The organism is Uliginosibacterium sp. 31-16 (genome assembly GCF_030730865.1).
Classification (GTDB): Bacteria; Pseudomonadota; Gammaproteobacteria; order Burkholderiales; family Rhodocyclaceae; genus Uliginosibacterium.
Genome location: NZ_JAVALZ010000003.1, coordinates 309,270 through 330,956, shown reverse-complemented (window position 1 = coordinate 330,956; position 21,687 = coordinate 309,270). Strand labels below are relative to the sequence as shown.

Here is a 21,687-nt window from a genome sequence, read left to right as displayed (position 1 = left end):
GCTCACTTCATATCGACTAAGGCCTTGATGACCTTGTCAGTAATATCAATGCCCGGATTTGCATACACAGCCTCCTGCAGGATCAGGTCGTACTTTTCCCTTTCGGCAATCTGCTGGATTACCCGGTTAGCCTGCTCCTGGATACCGGCCAATTCTTCATGTTGACGCTGCGCATAATCTTCACGCAAGGCGCGCTCTTTACGCTGGAAATCGCGGCTCATATCGGAAAATTCACGCTCCTTGGCCTTGCGCTCAAGCTCTGGCAAAGACGGACTCGTTTTCTCCAGAGACGACTGCATGCTCTGCAAGGTCTTTCCCGTTCGCTGCAACTCTTGCTCGCGTCGCTCGAACTCTTTTTCAAGCTTCTTCAGCGCCCTCACAGCAGGGGCAGATTCACGCATTACCCGCTCAGCATTCACAAAACCGATCCGCATCTGCGCCCAAGCGCTTACCGGAACTGCCAACAAGAAAAACAACGAAAAAACAGCAATCCTGCGCATGCCATCACTCCTACATGACCGATCCGATAAGGAACTGGAAGCGTTGCACCTCATCTCCAGTCTGTTTCCTCAGCGGGAAACCAAGGCTGAATTTCAACGGGCCGATCGGGGACAACCAGCTCATCCCGAACCCAGTGCTGTAGCGAATATCGGACACGGTGAAGCTGGAATATTTGTCATCCCAGAGGATGCCTGCATCTAGGAACGCACTCAGTCTCAGGCTCCGGTCCTTTTCCTTCACCCCGGGCATGGGAAAGAGAAACTCAAGCCCGCCAGTAGCACGCCGAGTGCCGCCCAACGCAACCGAAGACGTCGATCCATCGGAGTAAAAGGACTCAGATTTCGGCCCGATGGAATTATCCTTGTAGCCCCGGATGGTACCAATCCCACCAGCATAATAGTTCTTGTAAAAAGGCACCGGCTTGCCTCCATAACCTTCAGCAAAACCGAAGTCGGAATTGAACATTAAAGTATAGGTGCTGGTGAGCGGAATATAGCGCTGCCACTGATAACTCAGGCGTCCGTATCGCATATCCGCGGGGGGAATGGCCAGTTCAAAATTGAAGCGCTGATACGTTCCGCTAGTCGGATACGTTGCACTGTTTCGCTTATCACTCATCCAGCCAAGCGTAGACAACAAGGTGGCAGTTGTGACCGAAGTCTTGGTGCAATCATCTGCGGATTTACACCCGAACTCCTTGATGAAATCCTTATACAACTGAGGACTGTCAGAGTAAGTCTCAATTTTAGTTTGATCAACAGACAGGCCAAGGAAGACCCGATCGTCCAGAGCAATCGGCACTCCGAATCTGATACCGGTTCCTAGAGAGTCGGACTTGTAACCAGCCACGGCCAGAGATCGGGTGTCCGTGCGGCGGGAGTACACGTCAAAGCCCCTGCTTACTCCATCCTCTGTCCAGTATGGATTCTCAAACGAAATCGTAGCAGCTCGATTGACCTTGCCTGTATTGACGGACAACGACAACGCATTACCGGAACCAAACAGGTTGTTCTGGGCGATGGAGCCCATCAAACCCAGTTTTTCACTTGCCGAATAACCAACACCCAGCGACAGTGACCCCGTTGCACGTTCCTTCACGCTGACATTGAGATCCACTTGATCTGCAGCCCCCGTGACCGGGACAGTATCGATGGACACATCCTCAAAAAAACCGGTGCGGTCAACACGAACCTTGGAACGATCTACTTTCTGCCGATCAAACCAAGCACTTTCCATCTGCAACATTTCACGCCGTATCACTTCGTCACGAGAACGGTTGTTGCCCACGACATTGATCCTGTTAACGTAGGCACGACGTCCCGGATCGACGAAAAGAGTCAGTGCCACTTCTCTTTTTTCTTCATCAAGTTCCGGCGCTGCATTAACATTGGCAAACGCATAACCATCGTTCCCCAAGCGATCCGAAATGATTCGGGTTGTCTCATTAACTCGCGAACGCGAATAGATCTCTCCGCTTTTAAGCGTCACCAGCTTGCGAAGCTCCGCTTCAGGCAACAGCAATTCGCCAGCCATTTTCACGGAAGAGATTTTGTATTGCTCTCCTTCATTAATCGCAATGGATATGTAAACGTCTTTCTTGTCGGGGGTAATGGAAACCTGTGTCGACTCAATGGCGAAATTCAGGTACCCGCGATCCAGATACCACGATTTCAACTCCTCGACGTCGGCTTGCAATTCCTGCTTTGAATACTTGTCGTGGCGGAACCAGTTAAACACCCCCCCTGACTCCTCGAGTGTCATCAGATCGAGCAGACGGCTTTCACGAAAAGCCTTCGCACCAATGACGCGGATGCTCTTTATCTTCGCAACATCGCCTTCAATGATTTCGAAATTGATGGCAACCCTATTTCGCTCCAGCGGCGATACAGTGGTTTTGACCGACACACCATAATAGCTGCGGGTCAGATACAGCCGCTTGATCTCTTGCTCCGCCTTGTCAAGCTGGGAGCGATCAAACGTACGGGATTCGACGACCCCGATTTCCTTCAGACCTTTCAGAAGATCTTTGGAATCAAACGTCTTGTTCCCGGAGAAATCAACCTGTGCAATGGCGGGTCGCTCATCAACGATCACAACCAGAACATCCTTGTCGACATCAATGCGTACATCGCGGTAGAAACCGGTTGCATACAGGGCTTTGACTGCCTTAGCTACCTGATCTTCACCAACGGAATCGCCAATCCGAATCGGCAGATAATTGAATACAGTCCCTGCCTCGGTCCGCTGGATCCCTTCTACACGGATATCCTTGACAACAAACGGAGAGTAGGCAAATGCCAGAGGAGACAGGAGCGCCAGCACCCCGATCTGAATTGCAGTGAAAGTCTTGGACATCAGCCGAAGAGAACCCGATTGAGATCGTTAAAAAAAGCCAGAGACATCAGCAAAGCAAGAATAGCCAGACCAACCCGCTGCGAAAACGCCTCAGCGGCCGCCGACAAAGCCCGTCCCCGGATACGCTCGATCACATAATACAGTATGTGCCCCCCATCCAGAATCGGGATAGGCAGGAGATTAAGCACACCAAGACTAACGCTCAATGCGGCAATCAGCCCCAGGTACACATCAACCCCCGTCTTGGCACTTTGCCCTGCCGCATCGGCAATCGAAACAGGACCGCTGATGTTTCGCCAAGACATCTTTCCAGTCGCTATATGCCACATGGCGCGAAGCTGAAAAATCGCCATGTCTGCCGTGTGACGGACAGAGTAGCCAGCGCCGGCAAGAAGGCCATAGCGAATCTCAGTCATGTGACTCACAAAAAAAGCCTCATCATTGATCTGAGGAACACGAATGAGGCCTCGCTGGGGCGCCGGCCCCACGCCTTCCGGGGTGACACTCACATTGACCAAAGCACCGTCCCGCTCGACGGAAAACAGCAAAGGACGCCTAGGGGCAGCAGCAATCAACTCAACCAGCTCATGCCAGTACTGCACATGCTTGCCATCAACACTGCGCACTAGGTCTCCTGCTCGCAAACCGGCTTGTGCACCAGCCCCTCCAGGCAAGGGCTGGCCGAGGACAGCAGGCAGCGTCGGGCGTATGCTGAGCCCAAGCTGCTGCATTGGATCGGCGGCTTTTTCCTCAATTTTCACCCCGCTCAAGGCCAGTCGCACATCGTCCAGCCCCCCGTCTGCGTGACGCACCGTAACGGTCACCTCATCAGTCCGCAGTGCATTGCGCATGACAGCCCAGCGCAGGTCACTCCAGCCTCGGGTATCCCGCTCACCAAAGCGCAATATCATGTCTCCTTCAAGCAGACCGGCTTGAGCTGCTGGAGAACCGGCAACGATCCTCCCCAATTGTGGCCCCATATCCCGGCCACCAACGCACGCTATTCCCCAGTAGATCGCCACTGCCAACAATAAATTGAACACCGGGCCGGCAGCGACGATGAAACAGCGTTTCAACAGAGATTGAGTATTGAAAGCGCGATGCAACTCATGGGCATCTACTGACGCTTCACGCTCGTCAAGCATCTTTACATAGCCACCAAGGGGAACCGCCGAGAGTGTCCATTCAGTGCGATCCTTTCCGGCTATTCGTGTCCACAATGCCGGGCCGAAACCCAACGAGAAACGCAGCACCCGAACTCCGCACAAACGTGCGGCCAGATAGTGGCCAAACTCATGCACCACGATCAGGATGCCGATCGCCAGCAAGAAGGCTGCCATGTAGAAGATGGAATTCATGCGCAAAAGGCACGTTCACGTGCCAGAAGGTGGCGGCTCGCGTCCCGCGCACGGGCATCTGCATGAAACACTTCTTCGAGAGAGGAAAGCGGGCACGTAGGTACCTGCTCCAATGTTTCCGCAATCACGACAGGAATGCGATCAAACCGCAGATTGCCTTGCAGAAAGGCTGCCACAGCCTCTTCATTTGCCGCATTCAGAATCGCCGGGGCGCTACCGCCTGCGCGCAATGCGTCATAGGCAAGCTGCAGACACGGGAACCGGGAAAGGTCGGGGGCTTCAAAAGAAAGCTTGCTGATTTTCACCAGATCCAGGCTCGCCACACCCGAAGCGATTCTCTCCGGATAGGCAAGAGCGTGCGCAATGGGCGTACGCATATCCGGGTGACCAAGCTCCGCAAGCACGGCCCCATCTTCGTATTGCACCATCGAATGGATCACGCTTTCAGGATGAATAAGCACTTCAATCCGCTCTGCTTCAACCCCAAAAATCCAGCTAGCCTCAATGACTTCCAGCCCTTTGTTCATCATGGTGGCTGAGTCGACTGAAATCTTCCGCCCCATGGACCAGTTCGGATGCGCACAGGCCTGCTCAGGGGTGACAAAAGCAAATTTTTCGAGAGGCGTCTCACGAAAAGGGCCACCAGATGCTGTCAGCACTACTTTACGCACACCACAATGCTTCAAGCCATAGTCAAAACCTGCCGGCAACGACTGGAAAACCGCGTTGTGCTCACTGTCTATCGGCAGAAGAGAACCCCCTGCCCGGTTCAAGCTGGCGATGAACAGGTCCCCTGCCATGACCAGTGCCTCCTTGTTGGCCAGCAGCACTCGCTTCCCCGCACGCGCCGCCGCAAGCGATGAGCCCAGACCTGCAGCACCAACAATCGCAGCCATTACTGTCGTGACCTCAGAAGCGGAGGCTATCTGCCCCAGAGCTTCAGGACCATACATGATGCTAAGCGCCGGCAAATCAGACAACATCCGGCGTAACTCAACAGCCTCTTGCTCGCCAGCAACCACTGCATGCCGGGGCCTGAAACGACGGCACAACTCAGCGAGTTTTCCGACCTGTCGATGCGCAGACAACGCGAAGACCTCGTAGCGCTCGGGATGCCGTGCGACAACATCCAGCGTACTCAATCCAATAGAACCCGTTGCACCCAGAACGGTCAGCACTTGCTTGCTTATCATCACACAGCCTCACACTCAAGCCAGCAACTGAAGCAACAACAGGGTAGCTCCTGCAAACGGGAAAAACGCCAGCATTGCATCCACCCGATCCAATACCCCGCCATGTCCCGGCAACAGGGCTCCACTATCCTTGACTCCAGCTTCGCGCTTTACCAGAGACTCGAAAAGATCGCCCATTACGCAAACCAGTACATATATCAGTGCCAGCACAATCACCCAAATCAGACCGAGTGATTGGTGGATCGTCGGGACAAAAAACCAGATACCCACGCAGAACAGGAGAACGCCGCCAATCGCCCCATACACGCCTTCCCATGTTTTCCCAGGGCTGATTTCGGGAGCCAGCTTGCGTTTACCAAAAGAACGTCCGACAAAGAACGCCGAAATATCCGCCACACAGACAAGCAAAAGGGCGGCGAGCATCAGCAGGGAATCAGCCCGACGTAATTCCAGTAATGCAATCCCGCTCGGAACCGTCAGAATTGCAGCAACTCCATAACGCCAGTACCAACCTACGGGCTCGATGTGAAAATACAGAAAAGTCGGTACAGACAATAGCCAGAAAGAAATACTCAGAACATAGCCAGCCCCGATCAACATCAGCACATCACTCTCTGCAGCCGGAGGAAACACGGCAAGATACATGATGGGAATCATGCACAGCAGGCTCAGCACAGTCTGACCAATCCGGTTGATTTTTACGAGGGCACACCACTCATGCAAGGCCAGTACGACAACCAGAGAAATCAAGGAGCCCCAAGCCCAGTCAGACAGGAAAAACAATGCGAACAGGATAGCCAGACCCAACAATACTGCGGTTACCACACGCTGTTTCAGCATTTTTAATCCTGTTATTCCTGAGGTCGAACACTCGACAACTGCTCACTTGTTCGGCCAAAGCGCCGCTCGCGCTGACGATAGGAAGCAATGGCCAGATCAAACTCGGCGCTATTGAAGTCCGGCCACAGACAATCGGTAAAGTAAAACTCGGTATAGGCCAGCTGCCAGAGCAGGAAATTGCTGACTCGCTGTTCGCCACCCGTGCGAATGAAAAGATCAGGCTCAGGAGCATTGGCCAAGCACAGATAGGGAGCCAGATCTTCTTCGGAAAATCCTTTGCGCTTGCTATCGTCGGCGGCCAGCATCTGATTCATGGCATTAAGAATATCCCAGCGTCCGCCATAATTGGCAGCGATAGACAGGCTCAATGCAGAATTCCCCGCAGTCAGCTGTTCGGCTTGGGAAATTGTCTCCACTAGTTTTGCGTCAAACCGTGACAGGTCACCAATCACGCGCAGACGAATATTATTCTTGTGAAGCTTTTTTACCTCTTCACGCAGGGCTTGCATGAAAAGTTGCATCAGAAATGACACTTCTTCCTGGGGGCGCCGCCAATTCTCTGAACTGAAGGCAAACAGGGTCAGATGCGCCACTCCATGATCAATGCACAGCTTGACAACATCGCGCACCGTATCAAGGCCGCGCTTGTGCCCCGCAACACGCGGCAGAAAGCGCTGGCGCGCCCATCGACCGTTACCATCCATGACAATGGCAATGTGCTGAGGCACATCGCCACGCTCGGGGATGCCACGCGTGGAGCTGATCAATCTTGATAACATGAAATGGCGAACCGTTCAGTGAGCGGCGCGCGCATTAAACCTGCATCAGCTCTTGCTCTTTCTGAGCAAGTTGCTTGTCCGCCTCGGCAATGTATTTATCCGTAAGCTTTTGCACATCATCCTGGGTACGGCGCTCGTCATCCTCGGAAATTTCCTTGGCCTTGACCGCTTCTTTCAGGCTGTTGTTGGCGTCACGACGCAAATTACGAATTGCCACACGGGCATTTTCTGCCTCGCTGCGCACGACTTTGATCAGATCCTTGCGGCGCTCCTCTGTCAGCATGGGCATCGGGACTCGCACGACATCTCCCATGGTCGCCGGATTCAAGCCAAGATCCGAATCACGAATTGCCTTTTCAACCTTGGCAACCATGTTCTTCTCCCACGGCTGAACACCGATCGTTCGCGCATCAAGCAACGTTACGTTGGCCACTTGATTGATGGCGGTCGGGGTTCCGTAGTAATCAACCATCACATGGTCCAACAGCCCCGTATGAGCACGACCAGTACGCACCTTGCCAAGGTCGTTCTTGAGTGCCTCAAGCGACTTCTGCATCTTTTGTTCGGTTGTTTTCTTCAGCTCGGGAATCATCATAAACCCCTTCAGATATGCACCAACGTGCCTTCATCTTCACCCTTGACTACACGCAGCAGTGCACCAGGTTTGAAAATGCTGAAAACCTTGATAGGAAGCTTCTGGTCACGACACAATGCAAACGCAGTGGCATCCATGACCTGCAAATTGCGCGAAATCGCTTCATCAAAAGAAATCTTCGAAAACCGCGTGGCAGCAGAATCCTTTTTCGGATCTGCGCTGTAAATGCCATCCACCTTGGTCGCCTTGAGCACGATCTCGGCTTCCATTTCCGTACCGCGCAAAGCGGCAGCGGTGTCGGTGGTAAAGAACGGGTTGCCCGTACCCGCCGCAAAAATAACGATTTTGCCTTCCTCGAGATAGCGAATCGCCTTGTTACGGATGTATGGTTCAACAACCTGCTCAACATTCAAGGCCGACTGCACACGGGCAGCCACACCAGCAACGCGCATCGCGTCGCCCAGCGCCATCGCATTCATGATGGTCGCCATCATGCCCATGTAGTCGGCCGTGGCGCGGTCCATTCCGGAAGCCGCGCCAGCCATACCGCGAAAAATATTCCCACCACCTATCACGATGCCAACCTCGACACCGAGACGCGAAATCTCTGCCACCTCAGCCACGATGCGGGAGACGACCCCTTGATCGATACCATAGGCACCGTCGCCCATCAGGGCTTCACCGGACAGTTTCAGCAGGATTCGCTTGTAGGCAGTGGGCATTTTTCGTTCTCCGATCAGCGCGCTTGAGCAGCGGCAGCGGCTTGAGCAGCCACTTCAGCAGCAAAGTCTGTCACCTTTTTCTCGATACCTTCACCCACGATAAAAAGGGAGAAAGATGCGATGGAAGCAGATTTGGACTTCAACAGTTGCTCGATGGTTTGTTTGCCATCTTCAGCTTTCACGAAAACCTGCCCCAGCAGGGTCACATCCCGAAGGAATTTTTGGACCGAACCTTCAGCAATCTTCTCAATCATGGCTTCCGGCTTGCCAGCTTCCTTGGCCTTTTCGATCGCCACACGACGCTCACTGTCGATCAGTGCTGCATCAACGCCTGAAGCATCCAGAGACTTCGGCTTGGAAGCTGCGATGTGCATAGCAATATCCTTGGCCAAGGCTTCTTCGCCACCAACCAGATCCACCAGCACGCCAATCTTGGCGCCGCCGTGAATATAGGATGCGACCTTGCCTTGGGCCTCGATACGCTGGAAGCGGCGAATGCTCAGATTTTCGCCAATCTTGCCAACCAGAGCCGTACGCACGGCTTCGACCGTCGAACCATCCAGAGCCAGCGAGCCAACAGCGGCAACGTCAGCCGGATTCTGGATTGCTACCAGTTCAGCAACGCTCTTTGTGAAAGCCAGGAAGTCGTCATTCTTGGCAACAAAGTCGGTCTCACAGTTAACTTCCACCAGAGCGGCCAGTTTGCCGTCAGCAGAAATGTAAGTACCAACAATGCCTTCAGCGGTCACACGGGCAGCAGCTTTGCTGGCCTTGTTGCCCAGCTTCACGCGCAGGATTTCTTCGGCCTTGACCATATCGCCATCGGCTTCGGTCAGAGCTTTCTTGCATTCCATCATGGGCGCGTCAGTCTTGCCGCGCAGTTCAGCAACCATGCTTGCGGTAATAGCCGCCATGCTTACTCCTGAATTCTGAAATTGACTTGAAAACGAAAGACTCGCCACCGCAACCGCGCAAACGCAATCACGACGGCGAGCTTGCAATGCGGTTGTTACGCTTGTTCGGCGCCGTCTTGAACTTCGACAAAATCGTCAGAAACGGCAGCAACAACATCCTGCACCGCATTGTTCTTGCCTTCGAGCACGGCATCCGCCACACCTTGTGCATACAGACGGATGGCACGACTTGAATCGTCGTTACCCGGGATCACATAATCCACGCCTTCCGGTGAATGGTTGGTATCCACCACGCCAATGACCGGAATGCCAAGCTTCTTGGCTTCAGTAATGGCGATCTTGTGGTAGCCGACATCGATCACGAAAATCGCATCAGGCAGACCACTCATATCCTTGATGCCGCCCAGGCTTTTGGTCAGCTTTTCCAGCTCGCGCTTGGCCAGCAAGGCTTCCTTCTTGGACAGACGCTCGATGGAGCCGTCTTCAAACATCTGCTCCATTTCCTTCAGACGCTTGATCGAACCCTTGACGGTCTTGAAGTTGGTCAGCATGCCGCCGAGCCAGCGCTCGTCAACGAAAGGCATGCCAGCACGTTGTGCTTCTTCAGCCAGAATCTCGCGAGCCTGGCGCTTGGTGCCCACAAACATCACATTGCCGCGATTGGCGGACAGCTTCTTCACAAAAGCCATGGCTTCGTTGTACTTGGCCAGGGTCTTTTCGAGGTTAACGATATGAATCTTGTTGCGGTGCCCGAAAATGTACGGGGCCATCTTTGGGTTCCAGAAGCGGGTCTGGTGGCCGAAGTGGACACCGGCTTCCAGCATTTGACGCATGGTTACAGCCATTTGATACTCCAAATTTCAGGGTTAGCCTCCGCCCGCCGTGCTGCAGGATCAAGAGCCTGCACGCTAGCTGCCTCCCGCGGGAGACAGACCCATTTCCGACGAACGTGTGGATTTCCGGATGCTTAATCACACATCCAGCCAAGTCCGGACATGGACTTAGCCAGCGATTATAGCGCGAGGAGGCTCCTGCCTCAAGACACCCGATCCAAGCCACCTGCGTGGAACTGAAGGCATTTGCCCGCCCAGCCCTTCTACGATAGCCTTGTTCATCCCCTAACAGAACAAACGTACATACAGCATGGGCATTGTCATCAAGAGCGCTGAAGAAATCGAAAAAATGCGCATCGCCGGTCGCCTGGCCTCTGAAGTCCTCGACTACATCGAGCCTTTTGTAAAACCGGGAGTCACCACAGAGGAGCTTGATCGTCTCTGCCACGACTATCAGGTCAACGTACAGGGATGCATTCCGGCCCCGCTGAACTACGCGCCGCCCGGCTACTCGCCCTACCCGAAGTCGATCTGCACCTCGATCAACCATCAGGTCTGCCACGGAGTCCCGGCCAACAAGGCGCTGAAAAAAGGGGATATTGTCAATCTGGACATTACCGTCATCAAAGACGGTTTCCATGGCGATACCAGTCGCATGTTCATCGTTGGCGATGCCAGCATCCAGGCCAAACGGCTGTGTCAGATCACGCTGGAGTGCCTCTGGCTGGGTATTGCGCAGGTCAAGCCCGGAGCGCGCCTGGGCGATATTGGTCACGCCATCCAGCAGCATGCCGAGGGCGCCGGTTTCTCGGTCGTGCGCGAATTCTGCGGTCATGGCATTGGTCGCAAGTTCCACGAAGACCCGCAGGTTGTTCACTATGGTCGCCCCGGCACCGGCATCGAGATCAAGGAAAACATGATCTTCACCATCGAACCGATGATCAATGCCGGCAAAGCCGCCATTTCGGAACTGCCTGATGGCTGGACGATCGTGACCAAAGATCGCTCACTCTCGGCACAGTGGGAACACACCATTCTGGTCACGGCGACCGGCGCAGAAATACTGACTTTTTCCGCCGGCGCTCCCCGTGCTCCGGACTGGTATGCCGATAAACCCATCATCATCCCGACCTATCCGCCGATAGCCTGAACCGTGAACAAGCCTGCCGAAACCGGCCGCGCGGTTTTCGACGCGTTGCGCAGCCGCCTGCAAGACGGTCAACGCGCGCTCCGTGCAGCCTATGAAATTGATGCCAGCCCGAACCGCTTGCTGCACGGTCGCGCCCGACTGGTCGACAGCACCCTCATCGACCTCTGGCAACACGCAGGTCTGCCGGCGGATGCAGCGCTGATCGCCGTCGGCGGCTACGGTCGTGGCGAACTGTATCCATATTCGGATGTAGACCTTCTCGTACTGCTCTCCGCCGAACCGGATCACGCGCTTGGCGAACGCATCCAGCACTTCATCGGCCAGTTATGGGACCTGGGGCTGGATATCGGACACAGCGTACGCACCGTCGAGGCTTGCGTCGAAGAAGCATCCCGCGACGTCACGATCCAGACCAACATTCTGGAATCCCGACGCCTGACAGGCAGCCTTTCCCTGTATCGCCGTTTTATCGCCAGCACCACAGGCTGCTTTGATCCTGAAGCCTTTTTTCACGCCAAGCGCGCCGAGCAGGAGCAGCGCTATAACCGTTTCAACCACACCCCCTATTCGGTCGAACCGAACTGCAAGGAAAGTCCCGGGGGCTTGCGTGATCTGCAGAACATCATCTGGATTGCCCTGGCCTCAGGCCTCGGTACCCGCTGGAGCGACCTCGCCCGACACGGCCTGATCACCCATGAAGAAGTAGCCGCCCTGCGCAAGAACGAACGTCTTATGCAGCAGGTCCGCATACGCCTGCACTACATCGCCGGACGACGCGAGGACCGGCTGATATTCGATCACCAGGAGGCACTGGCCAGGGCTTTTGCCGTCAAGTCCACCAAGGCACGCCGCGCGTCTGAAGTGATGATGCAGCGCTACTATCTTGCCGCCAAGAAAATCACCCAGCTCAACACCATCCTGCTGCAGAATCTCGGCGCACAGTACATGCCGCTCTCGGCTTACGAGGCACGGCCGATCAACGAGCGCTTTCACAGCGTCGGTGATCAGCTCGACATCGTCGACGAACAGGTTTTCGAACGCACGCCGAGTGCGATCCTGGAGAGCTTTTTGCTCATGGAGCAGCGCCCCGAGCTCAAGGGCATGACGGTCCGGACACTGCGGGCCCTGTGGCACGCACGCAGCCTGATCACGCCGGCTTTCCGCCGTGACCCGGCCAACCGGGAACTGTTTCTGCGCCTTCTGCAGGAGCCGCGTGGCCAGACCCACGAATTCCGCCGGCTGAACCAGTACAGCATCCTCGGCACCTACATCCCGGCATTCGGCCGCATTGTCGGCCAGATGCAGCACGACCTGTTCCATGTTTACACGGTCGATCAGCACATCCTGCAGGTGCTGCGCAACGTACGCCGATTCGTGATGGAGGAGCACGCTCACGAATACCCGCTGATGACGCGGCTGATCAATGAATTCGACCGCTACTGGCTGATTTTCATTGCAGCCCTGTTCCATGACATCGCCAAAGGCCGCGGTGGCGACCACTCCACACTGGGCATGGTTGATACGCGCCGCTTCTGCCGCGAACACGGATTGGCGAAAGACGATATCGAACTGGTTGTCTGGCTGGTGCAGCACCACCTGACCATGTCACAAGTGGCGCAGAAACAGGACCTGGCCGACCCGGATGTCATCCATCGCTTTGCCGCACTGGTCAAGACCGAGCGCCGCCTCACCGCCCTCTATCTCCTGACCCATGCAGACATCCGTGGCACCAGCCCGAAGGTGTGGAACGGCTGGAAGGCCAAACTGCTCGAGGAGCTGTTTCTCGCCACGCGCCAGTTGCTGCGCGGCAATACGCCTGATCAGCTATTGGGCATCTCCGAGCGCCAGGAAGTCGCACGGCAAAAACTGCGCTTCTTCGGTCTGCGCAGCGGCACGGAAGAAACCTTCTGGAAAGAGCTGGATACCCTCTATTTCCTGCGCCACGATGCCGATGAGATCGCCTGGCACACCCGCATGCTCTACTACCGCCCGCGCAGCGAAGAGCCCGTGGTGAAAGCACGCCCGAGCCAGGTCGACACTGGCATCCAGGTCATGGTCTACACCCGCGACCAGAACGATCTGTTCGTGCGGCTCTGCGGCTTCTTTGCACGCATGGGGTACAGCATCGTCGACGCCAAGATTCACACCACCGGCAACGGCTACGCGCTGGACAGTTTCGTGGTGATGGACCCGAACGAAAACGGCAACTATCGCGATGTGATCAGCCTGATTGAACATGGCCTGAGCGAAAAGCTGCGCAGCGAAGCACCCATTGATGCTCCAGCCGCCGGCCGCCTGTCACGCCAGCTCAAGCACTTTCCGATCGCCCCTTCCGTCAGTCTGCAACCGGACGAGCGCGGCCAGCATTTCATCCTGTCGGTCGTCGCGGCAGACCGGCCGGGCCTGCTATTTCTGATTGCAAAAACCCTCACCGAGCATCACATCAACCTGCACACCGCGAAGATTGCAACGCTGGGCGAGCGAGCAGAAGACACCTTCCTCGTCAGCAGCCCGGACTTGGGCAACAGCGCAAAAACCGTACAACTGGAATCCGCCCTGATCGAGCGCCTGAAAATCTGAGCGACCGACAATCGCCGGCTCACTGGGGCAGAAACAGCTTGTGGATATCCACACTGGGCCGGTGCCCCACCGCCGGACCATGTACAACCAGCCAACGTTTGGCATTCACACGGCCGGCATCCCGCAGGCGATGCAGAAAAGCCTGATTCGCCACGATCTTGCTGGTCGCAGCCAGACTCCCCAGCGCCGCCTCACCTTCGATCAGATGAAAACGCTCACTGCGCAGACGCTGCTCCAGCGAGCCACTGAGCCAGCCGCTTTCCTCCGCCATGTCGCGCATCGCCGCCAACAGGCGCATCTCGCGCAGAAATGAATTATTGAAACCCAGTTCAAGGGTGCGCTGCTGGATTTCTTCGGCGCCGCGCGGCGTACGCTCATGCAACAGGGGCGCCAGCATCACGATCAGCACATCCCGGCTGTCGCAGAACCGGAACAGCGGAAACACGGCCGGATTGGCTGCGTAAGCCCCATCCCAGTAGGGCTCGCCATTGATGATGATGGCGTGATGCACGCTTGGCAGGCACGCCGAGGCAAGCAGGGCATCCGCGCTCAGGTCCGCATTGCGGAAGAGCTTCAGATGCCCGCTATTGGCATGCGTCGCTGCGACAAACAGCTCAAAGGGTGACTCTCGCTGCAGACGCTCGAAATCAAACAGCTCCACCACCAGATCACGCAGCGGATTCAGGTCCATCGGATTGAGCTGATAGGGCGAAAACCAGCGTGTCAGCTGCATCATCCAGGCGGTGCCGGGCGTCATCAGCGAGGAGTCGAGTACCGGAGGCAGCAGATCCGGGCTGCTCATCAAAGCCACCCCCTCCCAGAACTTCGCGAGGCATTCACGTGCGCCCTCTGCCCCGCCCTGCACCCAGCCGTTGGCCAGCGCCACGGCATTCATCGCACCCGCACTGGTTCCGCTGATGCCGTCAAACCGGAAACGTCCATCCTCCAGCAGCGCATCCAGCACGCCCCAAGTGAAAGCCCCGTGCGCCCCACCACCTTGCAGGGCCAGATTCAGGGACGGCGAAGCGGAATCACGATGCGCAAACATGAGGGTGAACCGGCTGCTTGATTAACCTCAGTGTGCCGCATGCTGCACTGCAAAACAAGCATCCTCCGTCAAACGTTTCAAGCATCAGGCGACCGCCTGCAATGAGCCCTGATCAGCCCTGTTTCGCATCTGCAGCATCAGGCATTTTGCTGCCGGCATCCAAACAAACGATGGTCGCAAGGCGTTCCGCGCCCGCCTCCACACGGCATACTTTCTTCAACATTTCACAGAGAGGCTTGACCATCATGCGCATCGCCGTATTCGATACTCACCCCTATGATGAACGCGCGCTCACCGAAGCCAACGGCACCGGCGAACACACACTGGAATTCTTCGAGGAACGTCTGCACGACAAGACGGTGGAACTCGCCAACGGTTTCGACGCCGTATGTCCCTTCGTCAATTGCCGCCTCACCGCCAGCGTGCTGCATCGTCTGGCCGAAATCGGCGTGCGTCTGGTGGTGCTGCGTGCCTCCGGCTTCAATGGCATCGATATCGCTGCGGCCGAACGTGAAGGCATCGTGGTGGCACGTGTGCCGGCCTACTCGCCCGAGGCGGTCGCCGAGCATGCCTTTGCCCTGCTCCTCACTCTGGTACGCAAGACGCACCGCGCCTACAACCGGGTGCGCGAGCAGAACTTCTCGCTGGACAGTCTGGAAGGCTTCACCCTGCACGGCAAGACCTTCGGTGCGCTGGGCGCCGGCCGCATCGGCCAGTGCGCCATGCGCATTGCCAAAGGTTTCGGCTGCAAGCTGATCGCCTACGACCCGTACCAGAACCCGCAGATCGCCGCCGACACGGGCTTCGAATATGTCACGCTGGAGCGCCTGCTGCAGGAGGCGGACGTGATCTCGCTGCACCTGCCGCTCACCGAGCAGAGCCACCACATCATCAACGCCGCTGCGCTGGCACAGACCCGGCGTGGCGTCATCCTCATCAACACCAGCCGGGGCGGCCTGATCGACACCAGCGCGCTGATTGATTCACTGAAGAGCGGCCAGGTCGGTGGTGTTGGACTGGACGTGTACGAAATGGAGGAAGGCGTGTTCTTCCATGACCTGTCGGATCGCCCCTTGCAGGACGATACGCTGGCGCGCCTGATGATCTTCCCGAACGCGCTGATCACCTCGCATCAGGGCTTCCTCACCCGCGAGGCGCTGCGCGCGATTGCCGAAACAACGCTGGGCAATGCCAGCGCCTTCGCGCGGGGTGAGCCCGTGGTCAACCAGGTCAAGGCATCCTGAAGACCCGCTCCCGGCAAGGCTTTTCGAGCAGGCTATCGCTCAAGCCTTGCCAGTCGCCACTCTCAGGCAGCCCCTACTGAAGAACGCCGCCACAAGCGGCTCTTCAGGCCTTCTTCTTTACATCAGGCAAAAAGGCGGTGAGCAACCCGAGCAGCGGCAGGAAGGCGCAGACCTTGTAGACGTATTCAATGCCCTGCAGATCGGCCAGCTTGCCGAGCAGCGCCGCCCCCACCGCGCCCATGCCGAACGAGAAACCGAAGAACAGCCCGGCGACCATGCCGACGCGGCCCGGCAGCAGCTCCTGCGCATACACGATGATCGCCGAGAAGGCCGAGGCGAGGATCAGGCCGATGACGAAACTCAGGATCGTGGTTGCCGTCAGCCCCACATACGGCAGCATCAGCGTGAAAGGCGCCACGCCGAGGATCGACACCCAGATCACACGTTTCCTGCCGATGCGGTCACCAATCGGCCCGCCGATGATGGTGCCGAGTGCCACGGCGAACAGGAAAACGAACAGGTGAATCTGCGCGGCCTGCATGTCCAGCCCGAACTTGTGCATCAAATAGAAAGTGAAATAGCTCGACAGGCTGGCGAGGTAGAAATACTTGGAGAACACCAGGGCCAGCAAAATGCCGATCGAGGCGATCACCTTGCCGCGTGACAGGCCGGTCTCCGTCGCACCCTGGCGCAGCTTGGCCTTGAAGTGCCCGGTGGCCTGCTGATGCGCATACCACTGACCGACTTTCCACAGCACGGCAATCGCCAGCAGCGCAGCCAGCGAAAACCAGGCGACCGAACCGCGCCCGTTCGGAATCACGATCAGCGCGGTGAGCAGCGGGCCGAGCGCCGTGCCAGCGTTACCGCCAACCTGGAACACCGATTGCGCCAGCCCGAACTTGCCACCCGACGCCATCCGCGCCACGCGCGAAGACTCCGGATGGAACACCGAAGAGCCGCTGCCGACGAGCGCCGCCGCACACAGCAGCATCGGGTAATTCGAGGCAGTGGCCAGCAGCAGCAGGCCCACCAAAGTGCAACACATGCCGAACATCAAGGAATACGGCTTCGGATGCTTGTCGGTGTACATCCCCACCAGCGGCTGCAGCAGCGAGGCCGTGGCCTGAAAGGTGAAGGTGATCAGGCCGATCTGCGCGAAGGAGAGATTGAAGCCGCCCTTGAGCAGCGGATACATCGCCAGGATCAGCGACTGCATCATGTCGTTAAGGAAATGCGAGAGGCTGATCGCCCCCAGCACGCGATACGAAGTTTCCTGCTTTACGGCCTGACTGCTCAAAACGACTCTCCTGAAGAAAAACACGGCTCTGCCTTGCTGCAGACTTGCAGGCCACTATAGGCGGCAGCGACAATGCCGTCTAACAACAGAAAGCCACAAGATGTCGCAAAACAGTCAAAATTCGCACATCCTCAAGCCACCGACCTACGCACGCCTGCCACGCCCCATCGTGGCGCGGGTCGACGACCGTCAGCCAGGCGCCTTCACCCCTTGGCACAGCCATGACTGGTGGCAACTGACCTGGGCGCAAAGTGGCGTGCTGGCCATCGAAACCCGCCAGGGCAGCTTCATGGCCCCACCGGCGCGGGCGATCTGGATCCCACCCGACACCGAGCATCAGGCCACCAATGTCGCGCTGACTGAAATGCGCAGTCTGTACGTTGCCCGCGAGCTGATGAACTGGGCGGCTGCACGCTGCCGTGTCGTGAGCATCACGCCACTGGTGCGCGAACTGATCCTCGCCCTGAGCAGCCTGCCTGCCGATTACGACGAAGCCGGCGCAGCCGGGCGGCTGGTGCAGGTATTGATCGATCAGCTTCAGCATCTGCCGGAAGTGGCCTTCAACTTGCCGATGCCGGTTGATCCACGCCTGGTTCGCATCTGCAGCGCCTTGCAGGCCAATCCCGACGATTCGCGCTCGGTTCCGGAGTGGAGTCAGCTCGCAGGGCTCAGCGAACGCAGCCTGAGCCGCCTGTTCATGCAGCAGACCGGGCTCAGCTTCGGTGACTGGCGCCAGCGCCTGCGTCTGCTGCTGGCACTGGCCCGGCTTGAGCGTGGCGAACGCGTCAATCGTGTGGCGCTGGACAGCGGCTACAACTCGCCGTCCGCCTTCATTGCCGCCTTCCGTCGCAACTTCGGCGTCACGCCGATGGAGATGTTCCGCGACCCGGCACCCGTGGCCGAAACCTGATTTTCCGGTTCAGTCCACGCGCAGCCAGGCCGTTATCCCGTAGAGATACAAGGAGGCAGCCCCATGCTGATCGGCGTTCCACGAGAGATCAAGAATCACGAATACCGCGTCGGCCTCACGCCGCCAGCTGTGCGCGAACTGGTCGCGCGAGGGCATGAACTGCTGGTGGAAACGGGTGCCGGCGAAGGCATCTCGGCCAGTGACGATGCCTATCGCGCAGCCGGCGCGCGCATTGCCGCATCGGGTGAAGAGGTTTTCGGCAGCGCGCAGATGATCGTCAAGGTAAAAGAGCCACAAGCCATTGAGCGCACCCGCCTGCGCCCCGGCCAGATCCTGTTCACCTATCTGCATCTGGCGCCGGACCCCGAGCAGGTCCGCGATCTGATGGCCAGCGGCGCCGTATGCATCGCCTACGAAACGGTCACGGCCGCCGATGGCAGCCTGCCGCTGCTTGCCCCGATGTCGGAAGTGGCCGGACGCATGAGCGTACAGGCCGGGGCGCACTGTCTGGAGAAGGCGCAAGGCGGGCGTGGGGTATTGCTCTCCGGGGTGCCCGGCGTGGAACCCGCGCGGGTAGCCATTCTCGGCGGAGGTGTCGTGGGAAGCGGCGCCGCGCTTGTCGCTGCAGGCATGGGTGCCGACGTCACCGTACTGGATCGCTCGCCCGCCGTCCTGCGCCGGCTGGCCGCCCAGTTCGGTCCACGCATCAAAACCCTGTATGCCAACACGGACAGCATCACCGCCGCCATTCATGCGGCGGACCTCGTCATCGGTGCCGTGCTGGTGCCCGGCGCTACGGCCCCACGACTGATCACCCGCGCCATGCTCTCCGGCATGCAGCCGGGCAGCGTGATCGTCGATGTCGCCATCGATCAAGGCGGCTGCTGCGAAACCTCCCGCCCCACCACGCACGCCGAGCCGAGCTATATCGTCGATGGCATCGTGCACTACTGCGTCGCCAACATGCCGGGGGCCGTGGCCCGCACCGCCACCTACGCCCTCACCGCAGCCACCCTGCCCTTCGTCATCGCGCTGGCCGACAAAGGCTGGCAAGCGGCCTTGCGTGCCGACATCCATCTGCGCAACGGCCTGAATGTCTGCGCCGGTCAGATAGCCTGCGCGGAAGTGGCCGAAGCGCTGCACTACCCTCATAGTCCGGCGGAGCAACTGCTGCGGGCCTGAAGCCGCAAAAATCCTTCCCCGCCGGAGAGGGAATTGCTGCAGCAAGCTGATACGCCCTATGCCTCACAAGCCTGCCCGGCAGGTAGAATGCTGCTTTGCGAAATTTCGCTGAATCAACGCGGCATTACCTTCGGAACCGAACCCCGTGAGCGCACCTGACAAGAACGCTGCCCCTGGCGCAGCGCAAACCACGAATTTCCTCAGAAACATCATCGACGCCGATCTGGCCGCCAACAAGTTCGCCGGCCGCGGCTGGGCCGGCATGCCTGGCGAAGCCAGCCTGCACGCCGCCGGCCAGCCGGACCCTGCGAAGATCCGCACGCGTTTCCCGCCGGAGCCGAACGGCTACCTGCACGTTGGTCACGCCAAGTCGATCTGCCTGAACTTCGGTCTGGCGCGCGACTACGGCGGCGTCTGCCACATGCGCTTCGACGATACGAACCCGGAAAAGGAAGATCAGGAGTACGTCGACTCGATTTTGGACGCGATCCAGTGGCTGGGCTTCTCGTGGGATGCCAACGGCACCCACCACCAGTATCAGGCCAGCGACTATTTCGACTTCATGTATCACGCCGCCGAGTTGCTGATCGAGCGTGGCATGGCTTACGTCGACCAGCAGACGGCTGATGAGATGCGCGCCAATCGCGGCACGCTGACCGAAGCGGGCAAGAACTCGCCCTGGCGGGATCGCGCGGTCGAGGAGAATCTGCGCCTGTTCCGCGAGATGCGCGACGGCAAGCACGCCGAGGGCAGCATGATCCTGCGCGCCAAGATCGACATGGGCTCGCCCAACATCAATCTGCGCGACCCGGCGATCTACCGCATCCGCTTCGCCGAACACCACAACACCGGCAACAAGTGGTGCATCTACCCGATGTACACCTTTGCCCACCCGATCGAGGACGCGCTCGAGCGCATCACTCACTCGATCTGTACGCTGGAATTCGAGGATCAGCGCCCGTTCTACGACTGGCTGCTCGGCCAGCTGCGCGACGCCGGCATGTTCGCCGACCCGCTGCCGCACCAGTACGAGTTCGCACGCCTGAACCTGACCTACGTGATCACCAGCAAGCGCAAGCTGATGCAGCTCGTCACCGAAAAGCACGTGGACGGCTGGGACGACCCGCGCATGCCCACCATCGTCGGCCTGCGTCGCCGCGGCTACACGCCGGGCGCGATCCACCTGTTCTGCGAGCGCATCGGTGTATCGAAGGGCGATAGCTGGATCGACTACAGCATCCTCGAAGGCGCGCTGCGCGATGATCTCGACGAAAAGGCCCCGCGCGGCATGGCCGTGCTCGACCCGCTGAAACTCAAACTCACCAACTGGGAGGTTCTGTTCGGCGCGGGCCACGCCGAGCCCTGCTCCGCCCCGGTGCACCCGCACCATGAGGACATGGGCAAGCGTCAGTTCAATCTGACCGGCGAAGTGTGGATCGAGCGTGAAGACTTCCAGGAAGTACCGGAGAAGGGCTTCCGCCGCCTGTTCCCGGACAACATGGCGCGCCTCAAATACGGCTACGTCATCAAGTGCACAGGCTGCGAGAAAGATGCCGCCGGCCAGATCACCACCGTGCTCGCCGAGATCGTACCGGACACCAAGAGCGGCACGCCGGGCGCGGACAGTGTCAAGGTCAAGGGCGTGATCACCTGGGTTTCGGCCTCGGAAGGAGTCCCGGCAGAAATCCGCCTGTACGACCGCCTGTTCACCGAAGCCCAGCCGGATGCCGGTGGCCGCAACTTCCTCGACGTGATCAACCCGGACGCCAAGCGTGTCATCCAGACCTGGGTGGAACCTTCTCTGGCGACCGCTTCCGCCGGCACCAGCTTCCAGTTCGAGCGCCACGGCTACTTCGTCGCCGACCGCAAGGATCACGGTCAGGACGGCAAGCTCGTGTTCAACCGCACGACAACTTTGAAGGACAGCTGGACAAAATGACCGGCGCCTGGGGTTGCCCGCACGATCTGAACGGCATCTGCCAGCGCGTGCTGGGAGCAGTCTGCGCGCCCGGCATGCGCGGCTGCGTGATGGAAGGCAAGGTGCGCTTTGCCAACGACGCGATGAATCTGCCGCACAAGCCCGTGAAGGCCGAGCCGCCAGCGGAGTCCGAAAAGCCTGCAGCCAAACCCCGGCGGCGCCTGCCGTTCTGACACCAGCCTGAAGAGCCGCATCGGGCGGACCTCTT

Annotated in this window: 20 protein-coding genes; 7 read left to right on the top strand and 13 right to left on the bottom strand. The window is 58.2% G+C overall.

Annotated features, from left to right (window positions below; genetic code table 11):
- Positions 1-2: 2 nt before the first annotated feature.
- From Q9Q94_RS13320 to rpsB, 10 genes are all read right to left on the bottom strand, one after another.
- The gene (locus Q9Q94_RS13320; RefSeq protein ID WP_305980582.1) at positions 3-500 is read right to left on the bottom strand and encodes an OmpH family outer membrane protein; all 498 of its coding nucleotides are present in this window, start codon (positions 498-500) and stop codon (positions 3-5) included.
- Between the two features lie 10 nt (positions 501-510).
- Positions 511-2,856 (bottom strand): outer membrane protein assembly factor BamA, encoded by a 2,346-nt coding sequence (gene bamA / locus Q9Q94_RS13315; RefSeq protein ID WP_305980581.1) that lies wholly within the window; start codon positions 2,854-2,856, stop codon positions 511-513.
- A complete protein-coding gene (gene rseP, locus Q9Q94_RS13310; RefSeq protein ID WP_305980580.1) occupies positions 2,856-4,214 on the bottom strand; it encodes an RIP metalloprotease RseP in 1,359 nt (452 codons plus the stop codon). Before rseP ends, bamA begins: the two co-directional genes overlap by 1 nt.
- Positions 4,211-5,407 (bottom strand): 1-deoxy-D-xylulose-5-phosphate reductoisomerase, encoded by a 1,197-nt coding sequence (gene ispC, locus Q9Q94_RS13305; RefSeq protein ID WP_305980922.1) that lies wholly within the window; start codon positions 5,405-5,407, stop codon positions 4,211-4,213. The genes rseP and ispC overlap by 4 nt, the downstream gene beginning before the upstream one ends.
- Before the next feature lie 15 nt (positions 5,408-5,422).
- Positions 5,423-6,247, bottom strand: a complete 825-nt coding sequence (locus Q9Q94_RS13300) for a phosphatidate cytidylyltransferase (RefSeq protein WP_305980579.1) — start codon at positions 6,245-6,247, stop codon at positions 5,423-5,425.
- An 11-nt stretch (positions 6,248-6,258) separates the two neighbouring features.
- Entirely contained in the window at positions 6,259-7,026 is a 768-nt protein-coding gene (gene uppS / locus Q9Q94_RS13295; protein WP_305980578.1) for a polyprenyl diphosphate synthase, read from the bottom strand.
- Between the two features lie 34 nt (positions 7,027-7,060).
- Entirely contained in the window at positions 7,061-7,618 is a 558-nt protein-coding gene (gene frr, locus Q9Q94_RS13290; RefSeq protein WP_305980921.1) for a ribosome recycling factor, read from the bottom strand.
- Between the two features lie 11 nt (positions 7,619-7,629).
- Positions 7,630-8,343 (bottom strand): UMP kinase, encoded by a 714-nt coding sequence (pyrH, locus tag Q9Q94_RS13285; RefSeq protein ID WP_305980577.1) that lies wholly within the window; start codon positions 8,341-8,343, stop codon positions 7,630-7,632.
- Positions 8,344-8,357: 14 nt separating this feature from the next.
- The gene (gene tsf, locus Q9Q94_RS13280; RefSeq protein WP_305980576.1) at positions 8,358-9,257 is read right to left on the bottom strand and encodes a translation elongation factor Ts; all 900 of its coding nucleotides are present in this window, start codon (positions 9,255-9,257) and stop codon (positions 8,358-8,360) included.
- Between the two features lie 95 nt (positions 9,258-9,352).
- Positions 9,353-10,102: a 30S ribosomal protein S2 gene (gene rpsB / locus Q9Q94_RS13275; RefSeq protein ID WP_305980575.1), complete on the bottom strand. Its 750-nt coding sequence runs from the start codon at positions 10,100-10,102 to the stop codon at positions 9,353-9,355.
- Positions 10,103-10,400: 298 nt separating this feature from the next.
- Between rpsB and map the strand changes: the two genes are divergently transcribed.
- Together map and Q9Q94_RS13265 are read left to right on the top strand one after the other, a co-directional pair.
- Positions 10,401-11,240 carry a type I methionyl aminopeptidase gene (gene map, locus Q9Q94_RS13270; RefSeq protein ID WP_305980574.1) on the top strand — a complete coding sequence of 280 codons (840 nt, stop codon included), beginning with the start codon at positions 10,401-10,403 and terminating at the stop codon, positions 11,238-11,240.
- 3 nt (positions 11,241-11,243) lie between these two features.
- Complete coding sequence (locus tag Q9Q94_RS13265; RefSeq protein WP_305980573.1) at positions 11,244-13,820, top strand: [protein-PII] uridylyltransferase; 2,577 nt, start codon at positions 11,244-11,246, stop codon at positions 13,818-13,820.
- A 19-nt stretch (positions 13,821-13,839) separates the two neighbouring features.
- On the opposite strand, the gene Q9Q94_RS13260 is transcribed toward Q9Q94_RS13265, so the two are convergent.
- Both Q9Q94_RS13260 and Q9Q94_RS13255 read right to left on the bottom strand, forming a co-directional pair.
- A complete protein-coding gene (locus tag Q9Q94_RS13260; RefSeq protein ID WP_305980572.1) occupies positions 13,840-14,868 on the bottom strand; it encodes a patatin-like phospholipase family protein in 1,029 nt (342 codons plus the stop codon).
- A gap of 112 nt (positions 14,869-14,980) precedes the next feature.
- Positions 14,981-15,115, bottom strand: a complete 135-nt coding sequence (locus Q9Q94_RS13255; protein WP_305980571.1) for a hypothetical protein — start codon at positions 15,113-15,115, stop codon at positions 14,981-14,983.
- Here Q9Q94_RS13255 and Q9Q94_RS13250 point away from each other — a divergent pair.
- Entirely contained in the window at positions 15,114-16,112 is a 999-nt protein-coding gene (locus Q9Q94_RS13250) for a 2-hydroxyacid dehydrogenase (protein ID WP_305980569.1), read from the top strand. The genes Q9Q94_RS13255 and Q9Q94_RS13250 overlap by 2 nt on opposite strands.
- 103 nt (positions 16,113-16,215) lie before the next feature.
- On the opposite strand, the gene Q9Q94_RS13245 is transcribed toward Q9Q94_RS13250, so the two are convergent.
- On the bottom strand, positions 16,216-17,409 hold the full coding sequence (locus tag Q9Q94_RS13245) for an MFS transporter (RefSeq protein WP_305980568.1): 1,194 nt from the start codon (positions 17,407-17,409) through the stop codon (positions 16,216-16,218).
- A 100-nt stretch (positions 17,410-17,509) separates the two neighbouring features.
- Here Q9Q94_RS13245 and Q9Q94_RS13240 point away from each other — a divergent pair, with 100 nt between their 5' ends.
- The 4 genes from Q9Q94_RS13240 to Q9Q94_RS13225 all read left to right on the top strand — a co-directional run bounded on the left by Q9Q94_RS13240 (position 17,510) and on the right by Q9Q94_RS13225 (position 21,652).
- Positions 17,510-18,319, top strand: coding sequence for a helix-turn-helix domain-containing protein (locus tag Q9Q94_RS13240; RefSeq protein ID WP_305980567.1), 810 nt, complete (start codon positions 17,510-17,512; stop codon positions 18,317-18,319).
- A gap of 63 nt (positions 18,320-18,382) precedes the next feature.
- Positions 18,383-19,501, top strand: a complete 1,119-nt coding sequence (gene ald, locus Q9Q94_RS13235; RefSeq protein ID WP_305980565.1) for an alanine dehydrogenase — start codon at positions 18,383-18,385, stop codon at positions 19,499-19,501.
- Positions 19,502-19,646: 145 nt separating this feature from the next.
- Positions 19,647-21,440, top strand: a complete 1,794-nt coding sequence (locus tag Q9Q94_RS13230) for a glutamine--tRNA ligase/YqeY domain fusion protein (RefSeq protein ID WP_305980564.1) — start codon at positions 19,647-19,649, stop codon at positions 21,438-21,440.
- Positions 21,437-21,652 (top strand): hypothetical protein, encoded by a 216-nt coding sequence (locus Q9Q94_RS13225; protein ID WP_305980563.1) that lies wholly within the window; start codon positions 21,437-21,439, stop codon positions 21,650-21,652. The genes Q9Q94_RS13230 and Q9Q94_RS13225 overlap by 4 nt, the downstream gene beginning before the upstream one ends.
- The last annotated feature ends 35 nt before the right edge of the window (positions 21,653-21,687 follow it).